At 71.3% G+C, this 11,489-nt stretch carries 12 protein-coding genes; 6 read left to right on the top strand and 6 right to left on the bottom strand.

What is annotated here, in order from left to right; translation table 11 throughout:
- Positions 1-128 precede the first annotated feature (128 nt).
- The 4 genes from IQ251_RS16035 to IQ251_RS16020 all read right to left on the bottom strand — a co-directional run bounded on the left by IQ251_RS16035 (position 129) and on the right by IQ251_RS16020 (position 2,444).
- Positions 129-872: a DUF305 domain-containing protein gene (locus IQ251_RS16035; RefSeq protein WP_193929411.1), complete on the bottom strand. Its 744-nt coding sequence runs from the start codon at positions 870-872 to the stop codon at positions 129-131.
- Between the two features lie 57 nt (positions 873-929).
- Positions 930-1,376 (bottom strand): DUF6153 family protein, encoded by a 447-nt coding sequence (locus IQ251_RS16030; protein WP_193929410.1) that lies wholly within the window; start codon positions 1,374-1,376, stop codon positions 930-932.
- Positions 1,377-1,457: 81 nt separating this feature from the next.
- A complete protein-coding gene (locus IQ251_RS16025) occupies positions 1,458-1,739 on the bottom strand; it encodes a metal-sensitive transcriptional regulator (RefSeq protein ID WP_193929412.1) in 282 nt (93 codons plus the stop codon).
- Between the two features lie 99 nt (positions 1,740-1,838).
- On the bottom strand, positions 1,839-2,444 hold the full coding sequence (locus IQ251_RS16020) for a TetR/AcrR family transcriptional regulator (RefSeq protein WP_193929409.1): 606 nt from the start codon (positions 2,442-2,444) through the stop codon (positions 1,839-1,841).
- A gap of 87 nt (positions 2,445-2,531) precedes the next feature.
- On the opposite strand from IQ251_RS16020, the gene IQ251_RS16015 reads away from it, so the two are divergent.
- The 5 genes from IQ251_RS16015 (at position 2,532) to IQ251_RS15995 (ending at position 7,746) form a co-directional block, all read left to right on the top strand.
- Positions 2,532-3,449, top strand: a complete 918-nt coding sequence (locus IQ251_RS16015) for an oxygenase MpaB family protein (protein WP_193929408.1) — start codon at positions 2,532-2,534, stop codon at positions 3,447-3,449.
- Between the two features lie 483 nt (positions 3,450-3,932).
- On the top strand, positions 3,933-6,341 hold the full coding sequence (locus IQ251_RS16010) for a nitrate- and nitrite sensing domain-containing protein (RefSeq protein ID WP_193929407.1): 2,409 nt from the start codon (positions 3,933-3,935) through the stop codon (positions 6,339-6,341).
- Positions 6,342-6,375: 34 nt separating this feature from the next.
- Entirely contained in the window at positions 6,376-6,792 is a 417-nt protein-coding gene (locus IQ251_RS16005; RefSeq protein WP_193929406.1) for a roadblock/LC7 domain-containing protein, read from the top strand.
- Positions 6,793-6,794: 2 nt separating this feature from the next.
- On the top strand, positions 6,795-7,154 hold the full coding sequence (locus tag IQ251_RS16000) for a DUF742 domain-containing protein (protein ID WP_193929405.1): 360 nt from the start codon (positions 6,795-6,797) through the stop codon (positions 7,152-7,154).
- Entirely contained in the window at positions 7,135-7,746 is a 612-nt protein-coding gene (locus IQ251_RS15995; RefSeq protein ID WP_193929404.1) for a GTP-binding protein, read from the top strand. The genes IQ251_RS16000 and IQ251_RS15995 overlap by 20 nt, the downstream gene beginning before the upstream one ends.
- Positions 7,747-7,815: 69 nt before the next feature.
- On the opposite strand, the gene IQ251_RS15990 is transcribed toward IQ251_RS15995, so the two are convergent.
- Complete coding sequence (locus IQ251_RS15990) at positions 7,816-9,192, bottom strand: tryptophanase (RefSeq protein WP_193929403.1); 1,377 nt, start codon at positions 9,190-9,192, stop codon at positions 7,816-7,818.
- A 116-nt stretch (positions 9,193-9,308) separates the two neighbouring features.
- Complete coding sequence (locus tag IQ251_RS15985) at positions 9,309-10,385, bottom strand: tryptophan dimethylallyltransferase family protein (RefSeq protein WP_193929402.1); 1,077 nt, start codon at positions 10,383-10,385, stop codon at positions 9,309-9,311.
- Positions 10,386-10,961: 576 nt separating this feature from the next.
- Here IQ251_RS15985 and IQ251_RS15980 point away from each other — a divergent pair.
- On the top strand, positions 10,962-11,489 hold a 528-nt coding region (locus IQ251_RS15980; protein WP_193929401.1), incomplete at its 3' end, for a sensor domain-containing protein.

Genomic DNA, 11,489 nt, shown 5'->3' with positions numbered 1-11,489 from the left:
GGTGCGGTCATCGTGCTCGTGGTCTACAACAAGGTCACCGGACGCAACCGCGGAATCCGGTCCTGAGCCGCCGGCGCGGTCGTGCCACCGCCGCGAGGACGGTGGCACGACCGCGCGGTTCTCGCTGATCAGGGCTGCAGCAGCTGCTGCATCTCGTCGATCTCGGCCCGCTGGGCGTCGATCATCCGCTGGGCGAGCTCCTTGGCCGGGGCGAAGGCGCCGCGATCGAGCTCCTGGCCGGCCATGTCCACGGCCCCCTCGTGGTGCTCGATCATCAGCGACAGGTAGAGCTCGTCGAACTCGCCGCCGTTGGCCTGCTGCAGATCACGCATCTGGTCGGGCGTGAGCATGCCGTGCATCTCGTGCCCGCCCTGCTCGCTCTGTTGGCCGTGCTGGCTCTGCTCGCCGTGGCCCTCGTGCCCGGCCATCCCGTGCTCCTCGGGCGCTGTCTGCTCACCGGACTCACCGTGGCCGCCGCCGTCCGACTGGGGAATGCCCCACTCGGTCAGCCAGCCTGACATCTGCTCGATCTCGGGCCCCTGCGCGGCCAGGATCTCCCCGGCCAGGTCGAGCACCTGCGGGTTGTCCGTGCGGCCCTGGGCCATCTCGGACATCTGCACCGCTTGTTGGTGGTGCGGGATCATGCCGCTGAGGAACTCCACATCGGCGTCGTTGTGCTCGCCGTGCCCGGGCTGCTCGCCCTGGGCGGGCTGTTCGCCGTGGCCGGGCGGGTGCTGCTGGCCCTGCTCCTGCTGAGCGGGGCCGTGCCCGGCGTGCGGGTCCTCGTCCTGGCCTGCGCCGCCGCATCCGGCGAGCAGTGCTGCGGCCGCGGTGAGCGCGGCCGCGCTCACCGTCACGCGTGTGCGTTGCATGGATTCACCTTCGTGCTCTCGATGTCGGTCGTGATCGGTCCGGAACGACCGGGCGGATCACAGCCGCAGCACGCACAGCTCGGCGAGTCGTCGTCGGACGGGAGGCGGCGGGCGGCGCCGGGAGACCGGGTGCACGCGGGGGGTGCGGATCGTGGGCAGCCCGTGCAGCGGTCCGCGGTTCCTGCGCAGGTCGAGCAGCAGCAGCGCGGCCCCGGCGATGATCGCCAGGCATAGGTGCAGCAGGTCGTCCAGTTGGACCGGGCCGGGCTCGCCGCCGGTCTGGTCGGCCGCCGCGTGCGCGGGCGCGGCGGGATCGGGTGCCGCGTGCGCGGGCGGGGCCGCGCCGTGCTCGGTCGAAGCCGCGGCAGCGGGGGAGTGGTGCTCGCCGTGCCCGCCCGGGACGTGGTGCATCAGCACCATGCCGGCGCTGAGCGCGAGCAGCAGCAGCCACCGCGCGAGCATGCCGCGCCCGGCGGGTGCCGTGCTGCCCCGCGTGCCGGTCAACAGGAGTGACCTCCGGTTCTCATCACGTGCCCAACGTAGCGGCGCCGGATGCTGCGTTCCGGCTGGAAAGCGGGACCGCGGTCAGGATTTCACCAGCCGGGCGATGGCCTCGCTGGCTTCGCGCACCTTCTCCTCGGCTTGTTCGCCGCCCTCTTCGAGGGCCTCGGCCACGCAGTGCTTGAGGTGCTCGTCGAGCAGCCCGAGCGCGACCGACTGCAGCGCTTTCGTGGTCGCCGAGACCTGGGTGAGCACGTCGATGCAGTACTCGTCGCTTTCGATCATCCGCGCCAGGCCGCGCACCTGGCCCTCGATCCGGCGCAGCCGCTTGGCGTATTCGTCCTTGTCGTGCGTGTAGCCGCGCATGCTCGTCCTCCCGCTGCTGGTCCCGCCCTGCGGCCCCTTGTACCCCACGGGGGTAGCGTAGTCAAAGCGGCGGTCGAGCGGCGGAGTCGTCCGGTGCGGTCAGCCCGCCCGGTCGGTGAGCGAGGCCGCGGCCAGCAGCAGTTCGACGCAGTAGTCGGTGATACGCCCGCGGTCCGCGGGCAGGCTGCCGTCGAGCCAGCGGATGAACAGGTTCGTCAGCGCGCCGATCAGCGCGGTCGCGGTCATCGCCGCGTCCAGTTCGGGGGCCCGCTCGTCGAGCTGGGCGCGCACGAGCTCGGCGAACGCGGGCATCAGCTCGGCGCCGCGCTCGCTGAGCGCGGCATCGGTCAGCGGTTCCAGCAGCAGGATCCGCCCGGCGCGGGGATCGCCGGTGAGCACGTCGAGGAACGAATCGACCGCGGCGCGTGCCACCGTCCTGGGGTCCTCGGTCGGAGCTCCGGCCACCGCGGACTGCAGCGCGGAGCGCGCCTCGGCCGCGACCGATTCGTACACGGCGAGCACCAGTTCGTCCCGGTCGGCGAAGTTCTCGTAGAAGTAGCGGTCGGTGAGCCCGGCCTGCCGGCACACGGAGCGCACGGTCACCGCAGCGCTGCCGCGGGTGCCGAGCAGCTCGCGGCCCACGTCGAGGAGCTTGGCGCGCCGGACGGCGCGGCGCTGCTGGAGGCTGCTGCCTGCCCAGGTCATCCGGGTGCTGCTCCGATCGGGGTGATTGACGGAGGGGGGCGCGGATCCTACCTTGAGGACAGGTGTCCTCAGTTGAAGGGAGCACCGATGTCGGAGCAGCCGACACCGCTCGGTCCGGATTCGCTGACCTGGAAGTACTTCGGCGACTGGCGCGGTCTGCTGCTGGCGCTGTGGGCGGGGTCGATGCAGAACATGCATCCCCAGCTCGGCGCCGGGGTCGAGCAGCACTCCGGGTTCTTCGACGAGCGCTGGCAGCGGCTGTTCCGCTCGCTGTACCCGATCGGCGGCGTCGTCTACGACGGGCCGCGCGCGGTGCGGACCGCGCGGGAGGTGCGCGGGTACCACGACGCGGTGCGCGGGATCGATCGGCACGGGCGGCCCTACCACGCCCTCGAACCGGAGACCTACTTCTGGGCGCACGCCACCTTCCTGATGATGCCCGTCCTGATCGCCGAGCACTTCGGCGAACCGCTCACCGAGCAGCAGAAGCGGCGCCTCTACGCCGAAGGCGTGCAGTGGTACCGGTTGTACGGGGTGAGCATGCGCCCGGTCCCGCCGGATTGGGACAGCTTCCAGCGCTACTGGGAGCACATGTGCACCGAGGTGCTGGAGGTCAACCAGGCCACCCGGGACGTGCTCGACATCTCCGGCCTCGGCAAACCTCCGCTGCTGCGGATGCTGCCCGATCCGCTGTGGCGGCTGCTCCGCATCCCGATCGGCCGGGGATTCGTGTGGCTGACCACAGGTGTGCACCCGGAACCGGTGCGCCGCAAGCTCGGCACCCGGTGGACGCGCCGCGACGAACTCGCCCTGCGCGTGCTGGGCCGGACCATCGCGGTGCTCTGGCGGCTCGTGCCGTTCGACTACCGCTACCACCCGCGGGCGCGCGCGGGCTGGCGTCGCGCTCGCGGCGGGCCGGACCGCGGGGTGGAGACCCCGGACCGGAACCTGCCGCCCGCGGACGAGCGGGACGATCCGAAGCACTACGTCCCGCACCGGCGCTGAGCCTGCCGGGCGGCGCGTGCTCCACCGCCCGGGCGTGCCGAGTGGCCACTCCGCTGCGGCCGCCCACCGGTTTGCCGAGGGACGGTGCCTCGTCGCGCGATCCGGGGATTCGCAGCGCATCTGATGCACGCATCGCACGTCTCGCACCCCGCTTTCGCGGGACGGTACCGATCTCGAACGTGTGATCATCATCCGATACAGTGCCTCGCATCGCGGGGGACATGACCGAACAGGCAGTCGGAGTGCAGCCCAGCGTCGGCTAGCGGAAAGGAGTGCCCTCCAGCACCAGCCGGACCGGTCGGCGCGCAGGCGCACCGGCCCGGGCGGACCCGAACGCCGCCGCGCGACCGGGCGGCACACGACCCCCGTCGCGCCTCGGCCCGCAGCTCGACGCTGCCCGGCCCGGCGCGGTGCGCGTCCGCACGGCATTCGGATCGGCTCGTCCACCGCCGGACGAGGACCAGCAATGGAAAGTGTGTGGAAGTGACAACCCAAAACGAGTCCCCACCAGCCGCCCAGAAATCGGGCAGACGGCGCGGGAGGAACGTCGAAACCTCGATCCGGTCGCGGCTGACCTGGGCCGTCGCCATCCCGTGGATCGTGGTCGGCGTCCTGTGGGTGGTCGGCTGCTCGCTGTTCGCCGTCGACGCCATCTCCACCCAGCAGGTCTCCTCCGGTGTGCGGCAGATGTCGTTGCCCGCGGTCACGGCCCTCAACGAGGTGCAGCGCGAGCGGATGCTGAGCCTGGAAACCGTCAGCCAGCCCGACGTCGGCACCACCGAGCTCACCGAGCAGCAGCAGCGCACCGATGCCGCGCTGCAGCGCCTCAACTCCGAGGCGGCCCCGGTGATGGAGTCCGCGCCGCAGGAGCTGCAGGAACCGATGGGCCGGCTCAACGGCTACTTCGACGGCCTGGCCGACCTGCGCTCGCGCATCGACAGCGGCGCGGCCACGCCGGACGAGCTCAACAGCCAGTTCAACGACCTGTTCGACACCGCCACCGAGGTCTTCGACGTCCAGGCGCGCATCACCCCGGAAGCCGAAACGCTGGAAGGCGCCATCACGGCGACCTCGTTGTTCCGCGCCTCGGACATGTTCGCCCGGGAGTCCTCGCTGGTCACGGTCGCACTGGGCAGCGGTGAGCTGACCCCGGCGCAGCACCGCGAACTCACCGGCTACATCACCACGCACCACGACCTGCTGGAGACCAACGAGCGCAACCTGGAGCCCGAGGTCGCACAGCAGTACCGCGAACTGGTCGGCAGCCCGGAGTGGCAGCGGCTCACCGCGGTGGAGGACGCGCTGGTCGCCGGCGGTCCGTTCACCGGCACCGAGCAGGCCCCGGTCCGCGCCGACGAGTGGCGCGACCTCTCCACCTCCGTCGGCGACCGCGCCTCGGAGCTGGCCCGCAACCAGGCCGACATCGTGTCGGCGCGGGGCGCCGCCAACGGCGACAACGCGCTGTGGACGGTGGTCTGGGGCAGCCTGGCCGCCCTGGTGGTCGCCGTGCTGTCCTTCGCGTTCGCCCGTCGCGTGTACCGCACGGTCGTCGACGAGGCGCTGATCACCCGGCTGCAGGGGCTGCGCACCGAGTCCCTGGACATGGCCCGCAGGCTGCCGGAGGTGGTCGAGCGGCTGCGCGACGGCAAGAGCGTCGACGTCGAGAACGAGCTGGTCTCGATGCGCAACTACGGCAACGACGAGGTCGGCCAGGTCGCGCACGCCATCCGGCTGTTCCAGACCGAAGCCGTCGAAGCCGCGGTCGGCGAGACCCGGGCCCGGCAGGGTGCGCGCGTCGTCTTCGTCGGCATGGCGCACCGCATCCAGCGGCTGCTGCGCACCATGCACGGCACCATCGACACGTTGGAGAACAACGAGGAGAACTCGGCCCAGCTGGCCAAGCTCTACGACCTGGACAACTCCACCACCCGCGCCCGGCGCACCGTGGAGAACCTGCTGGTCCTGGGTGACCAGCAGCCGGGCCGCAGGTGGAGCCGCTCGGTGCCGCTCATGGACGTGGTCCGCTCCTCGGTCTCCGAGATCGACCAGTACTCCCGGGTGGTCATCGGCCACATCCCGGACGTGCTGGTCAACGGTGCGGCGGTGGGCGACACCATCCACCTCATCGCGGAACTGATCGACAACGCCACGGCGTTCTCGCCGCCGCACACCCAGGTGCACGTCACCGCCACCGCGGTCGCGCGCGGGGTGGCGATCGAGATCGCCGACCAGGGCCTGGGCATGGACGAATCCGTGCGCGAGCGCGCGAACCGCATGATGAACGAGCCGCCGGAGTTCGACCGCCTCGTGCTGGAGAACAACAAGGCCGAGCAACTCGGCCTGTTCACCGCGGCCCGCCTGGCCTCCCGCCGCGACGTCGCGGTGGAGTTCGGCGTCTCGGCCTACGGCGGGACGCGGGCGACCGTGCTGGTGCCGGACCGCATCCTGGAGGAACCGGAGCACCGTGTCGCGGAACACGAGACGCGCCCGGCGGCGACGGTTCCGGCACCCCGGGAACTCAGCTGGAATGGGGTGATGACCGACCAGCCGGAGACCGCGGTGAGCCCTGCGACCGCGGAGCCGCCCACGTGGGAATGGCCCGTGCTCGAACCGAACCGGCCGGAACCGGAGCGATCCGCGGAACCGCCCGCGGACGACGCCGATCGCGGTTCGGCGCCCGAATCCGCGCAGCAGAGCGATTCCGGTGGTGAGGCCGGCTCCGGCGGGCGCCCGCCGCTGCCCAAGCGCGTGCCACAGTCGAACCTGGCCGAAGGGCTCAAGGACGACCCGGACAACGAGGAAGAAGTCGTCGCAACCCCCAGCCGGCTGGCCGGATTCCGCCGCGCGTTCCGCGGTGGTTCCGGGCCGGATCAGGAGGGCGAGCGCTCGTGACCAGTGCAGGCAACAGCAAGTGTGTGAGGTGGGCATGACGGAAACGGCTTCGAAACTGAGTTGGCTGCTGGACGATTTCGTGTCCGGTGTGCACGGCGCCGACCACGCCGTGGTGCTGTCCAACGACGGACTGGTCATCGCCAAGTCGGAGGGCCTCGATCGGGATGCCGCCGACAAGCTCGCCGCGGCGTCCTCCAGCATGCGCAGCATCGGCAAGGGGGTGAGCAAGGACTTCTCCCGCGGGCAGGTGGCGCAGACGCACATCGAGATGGAGCACGGCTTCATGTTCGTCTCCGCGGCGGGCAGCGGCGCCTGCCTGACCGTGCTCACCGCGGCGGACGCCGACGTCGAGCTGGTGGCCTACGAGATGGGGCGGCTGGTGACCAGGGTGGGCAACTTCCTCACCGCCGCACCCCGGGACCTGCACGGTGTGGCGGCGGAGAGGACCTGACCGTGGATGAGGCGTGGTATGACGAGGAAGCAGGACCGATCGTCCGCCCGTACACGATCACCCGGGGCCGCACCCCGGCGGAGAGCACCCGGATCGACCAGGCGGCGCAGGTCGTCACCGTCGAACAGCGGCCCGAAACGCCCCGGCTGGAACTGACGCCGGAGCACCGCTTCATCCTCGACACCTGCCGCAGGCCGGTGTCGGTCGCCGAACTCGCCGTCAAGCTGGCCCAGCCGTTGGGCGTGGTCCGGGTCCTGTGCAGCGACCTGCTCGACCACGGCGCGGTTTTCGTGCGCACGCCTCGTGCCGAAGTCAGCCGAGACATCTTGGAGCAGGTTTACCGTGGCCTTTGCAGACTCTGATCGCGCCGAGCGCGATGACCGGCCGGGCGCAGCGCCGATCCCGGTGAAGCTGGTCGTGGCAGGTGGTTTCGGCGTCGGCAAGACGACCCTCGTCGGTGCCGTCAGCGAGATCGACCCGCTGACCACCGAAGAGGAGATGACCGTCGCCAGTGAAGGCGTCGACGACGTGACCGGTGTCGAGCGCAAGCAGACGACCACCGTGGCGCTGGACTTCGGGCGCATCACGATCTCCGAGGAGATCGTGCTCTACATGTTCGGCGCACCGGGCCAGAACCGGTTCTGGCCGCTGTGGAACGACCTCGCGCTGGGCGCGGTCGGTGCGGTGGTGCTGGTGGACACCCGCAAGCTGGAGGACGCGTTCGCCTCGGTGGACTTCTTCGAGCGCCGCGGGATCCCGTTCGTGGTGGCGGTCAACAACTTCGACGACGCCTATTACTACGAACCCGAGGAGTTGCGCGAGGCCCTGACGCTGGCCGCGGAGGTGCCGATCATGGTCTGCGACGCCCGGGACCGCGAACTGGCCAAGACCACGCTGACCACGTTGGTGCGGACCGCGATCGAGCGCAGTCCCGCCGAGGCGGCAACCGGCTGACCGCGCGTCCGCGGACCGGCGGAGGGGGTGCTGCTCGGCGGCGCCCCCTCCGCTGCTGTCGGGCCGGGCTCAGGCCCTGACCGGTTCGGTGCGGCAGCGGAAGTGCCGCAGCACCGGTGGTGCGTACGTGACGCGGTACCCCGGCACCTGCTCAGGGTCCTTGGCGATCCCGGCCAGGACCTCGCCCACGTACTCCAGGTGGCTGTGGTCGTACACCCGCCGCGGTAGCGCCAGCCGGACCAGCTCGAACGGAGCCGGGGCGGTGAGCCTGCCCTCCCCGTCCAGCTCGCCCAGATACAGCGAGCCGAGCTCCGAGCAGCGGATCCCGCCTTCCCGGTACAGCGCGTTGGCCAGCGAATGGCCCGGGAACTGCGCGGGATCCAGGTGCGGCAGCAGCGTGCCCGCGTTGAGGTAGATCCCGTGCAGCCCGGCCGGGCGCACGGTGTCCACGCCGGCCTGGTGCGCGCGTTCCGCCAGGTAGGCGCCCTCGTGCTCGCGGTCGGCGAGGTACTCCGGTTCCAGCACCTCGTGCAGTCCGCGGGCCAGGGTCTCCAGGGTGTGCCCGGTCAGCCCGCCGTAGGTCCGGAAGCCCTCGGTGGCGATCACGTCCACCTCGCAGCGGTCGGCGAGGTCCGAGTCGTGCACCCCGATGAACGCGCCTTCCGGTGCCAGGCCGTCCTTCTTGAGGCTGGCCACGGCGCCGTCGGCCATCTCGAACGCCCGCCGGGCCACGTCGCGCGGGCTCCAGCCGGAGTAGCCGGGCTCGCGGCGGGTGACCAGCCAGGCGTTCTCCGCGAAGCGGGCCGCGTCCAGGATCAGCGGGACGCCGTGCTCGCGGGCCAGCGCGCTGGCGGCCTCGATGTTGGCCATCGAAACCGGTTGCCCGCCGCCGCCGTTGTTGGTGATGGTCATCAGGACCTGGCCCACGCGGGGGCCTTCCGGTCCGGTGAGCAGGTCTCGAAGCGCCTGCAGGTCGATGTCGCCCTTGAACGGCGCCTCGCTGTCCAGCTCGGCCGCCTCGGGGCAGGGCAGGTCGAGGGCACGGGAACCCAGCCGCTCCACGTTGTTGCGCGTGGTGTCGAAGTGCGTGTTGCTGACGCTGATCCGGCCCTCGCCCAGCAGTGCGGAGAACAGCACGCGCTCGGCGGCGCGGCCCTGGTGCACGGGCAGGATGTGCCGGTAGGGCACGATGTCGCGGACGGCGTCGCGGAACCGGTAGAACGATTCGGCGCCGGCGTAGCGCTCATCGCCCCGCTGCGCCCACGCCTGCTGGTCCACGGAGACCGCGCCGGTACCGGAGTCGGACAGCAGATCGATGCTGACCTTGTCGGCCGGGAGGTTGAACGGGTTGTGGCCCGCGCGGTCCATCTCCTGGATGCGCTGCTCCCGCGTGGTGATCGGGATCGGGCGCACCACGGCGGACACGAAGGGCCGGAGATGCGGCATGGTGGGTGCTCCTCGGTTCGGGGGCGGTCGGTTCGGGAGCGCCGGTCCGTCCGGCGCCGGTCTGCCTGCTGCGCCGGCCCGCGGCGCGGGTCCGGATCACGTGCCGTGCCGACGGATCACGCTGCGCGCTGCGGGGTTCCGCCGTACGCCTCGGAGGACAGGTACACGGTGGTGCCGGTCTTGCCGGGGCTCATCCGCAGCGACAGGTGCGCGATGAGCCCGGTGTTGTCCTCCAGCGGCCGGTCGGTGAGCGCGGTCAGCGCCCGATCCAGCAGGTCGGGGTCCACCCCGTGGTCCTTGAGTAGCCGCACCGTGCGCTCGCGCGCCACCGCGTCGTGCGGCACGTAGTCGCGGATCGGCAGGTACAGGCTGTAGTTGCTCGGCGTTTCCTGGTCGCCGTCGACGAACGAATAGCTGGACACCAGCGGCCTGCCGCGGAACACCTCGGTCTCCGGAGACAGCATCGCGCAGAACTCGGCGACCCGGTCCGCGTCGATCCCGGGAACCGCGCGGGCGGCGCGCACCGCGTCGTCCGGGCCCGCGGCGTCGTGCGTGACGTAGAGCTTGACCCGCGCCTGCGGACCGCGGTCCAAGTCGACGGCGAAGAAGCCGGGGTGGTCGAAGCCGTCCCGGGTCAGCGCGTGGTCGCGGATCGTCTGCCACGCGCCGTCCAGCCCGAGGCGCCCCAGCGCGCGCTCCACCAGCGCGGATGCGTGTTCGGCGCCGTGCATGGCGGGGTTGATGTAGATCTTGAACTTCGGCATCGAGTCGGGGCCGAAGATGAAGGAGTACCACCAGGCGAACTTGCCCTGCGGGTCGTCGGCGAGGAACAGGTCCTCGACCGCGCGCAACCGGTCCAGGTTCAGCCCGTACCGGGCGTCCAGCGAGGTCAGCAGTTCCCGCGTGGCGCGGAGGTTGGCGCCCGGGCCCGGTTCGTCTGCGAGCTTCTCGGCGAGCACGCGCAGGTGCCGGTTGCCGTCGCTCTCGAACTGCATGGAGAATTCGACGGGAGTGGCGTCGTCGGCCACGTCCGAGGGCCACAGCGGAGGTTCCGCGAGAGGCCTGGGACCTGCGGGGCCGAGGATGTCCCCGAGTAATCGAATCGGATCGCGTTCGTCGATTCCTGCGATCTCGCACAAATTGCGCAGCTGGTCCGATGTCAGTTCGGCCAGCGTCGCATCGGCAACGCCCATTTGAACCCCGATTTCACGATGAGTCACGACCGCGGCAGGCGGCGCGTCAGTCACGGGCGGCCACACTAGTTGCTGTGATCTTGAAGCTCCAGACCTCCGGGGGTGATCTCCGGCATGATCGTCTCTGTTGCCGGATTTTCTTCCATGCCACCGAGAAGTGGTCTCGCAGTGGCCTTCGCGACTCACCTCGCGCGAAGGCTGGGGAGATCGTTTCGTTACGAAGTGGATCTCGCGCGTCGGTGGATGGCGGGTGGTGTCCACTGTGGATGTAACGTCGGTGCTGCACGCGTGTTCCCGCGCTGTTCCGGCCGCTCTCCGGGGTGCGGACATCCGCTGCCGATGGTTCCGCACCGTGTTCACCGACGATGCGCACCGCGTCGGACGGCGGGGTCGGCCGGCGGTGCGGCGCCGCCGACCGCGCGCTGCGGGCCCGGGTCCGTCCCCCCGCGTGCCGGAGGGGCGCCGGAGGGTCTCGGGTAGACTCCACGCGGTGCCGGCAGGGTCCGGACAGCAGGGAAGAGCAGGGCGAATTCGCCCAAAGCGGGCCGTTGGCGATGAGTGGAAGCGAGTATCTCGATGGCACGTGACGAGCATCCGGACGACCCGGTTCCCGGGCTCTTCGGCCGGTTCGATCCGTTCGTCTGGCTCCCCGTCGCCCCGCTGCTGGTGCTCGGGCTGGTGATCGCGTTGATCGGCGTCCCGCTGCTGGGATGGCCGATGGTGGTGCTCAGCCTGCTCGTGCTGGGATTCGATGCGTGGATCAACCGGCCCGCGCGCTACGAGGAGCGCAGGCGGCTGGCCGCGCTGTACGAGCGCGGGGACGACGTCGACCGGCCGCGTTCCCGCCCGGTGCCGCGCTCCACCGGCCGGCCGCGCGGCGACCGGGACCGGGATGAACTGGATCGCGCGGCCGAACGGCAGCGCCCGGCCGCCGAGACGGGTCGTCCGGGGTCGGCCGAGCCCCGTCCCGCGCAGCAGCCCGGCCGTCCCGCAGCTGGTCAGCCGCAGCAGGGCGGTGCGCAGCGTCCCCGGCCGGAGAACCCCGGTCAGCCGCAGCGCCCGCCGCAGCCGGGTGGGCCGGCGCAGCGGCCCGGCGGTGGCCCG

Origin of the sequence: Saccharopolyspora montiporae (genome assembly GCF_015209505.1) — a bacterium.
In the GTDB taxonomy this organism is placed as follows: domain Bacteria; phylum Actinomycetota; class Actinomycetes; order Mycobacteriales; family Pseudonocardiaceae; genus Saccharopolyspora; species Saccharopolyspora montiporae.
This window is presented reverse-complemented; position numbering and strand designations above follow the sequence as displayed.

Bases quoted from the DNA above. Each gene is read 5' to 3' on its own strand.
- IQ251_RS16015 (WP_193929408.1), top strand. From the start codon at position 2,532: ATGTCGGAGCAGCCGACACCGCTCGGTCCGGATTCGCTGACCTGGAAG.
- IQ251_RS15985 (WP_193929402.1), bottom strand. From the start codon at position 10,385: ATGGGCGTTGCCGATGCGACGCTGGCCGAACTGACATCGGACCAGCTG.
- IQ251_RS16020 (WP_193929409.1), bottom strand. From the start codon at position 2,444: ATGACCTGGGCAGGCAGCAGCCTCCAGCAGCGCCGCGCCGTCCGGCGC.
- IQ251_RS16035 (WP_193929411.1), bottom strand. From the start codon at position 872: ATGCAACGCACACGCGTGACGGTGAGCGCGGCCGCGCTCACCGCGGCC.
- IQ251_RS16025 (WP_193929412.1), bottom strand. From the start codon at position 1,739: ATGCGCGGCTACACGCACGACAAGGACGAATACGCCAAGCGGCTGCGC.
- IQ251_RS15990 (WP_193929403.1), bottom strand. From the start codon at position 9,192: ATGCCGCATCTCCGGCCCTTCGTGTCCGCCGTGGTGCGCCCGATCCCG.
- IQ251_RS16005 (WP_193929406.1), top strand. From the start codon at position 6,376: ATGACGGAAACGGCTTCGAAACTGAGTTGGCTGCTGGACGATTTCGTG.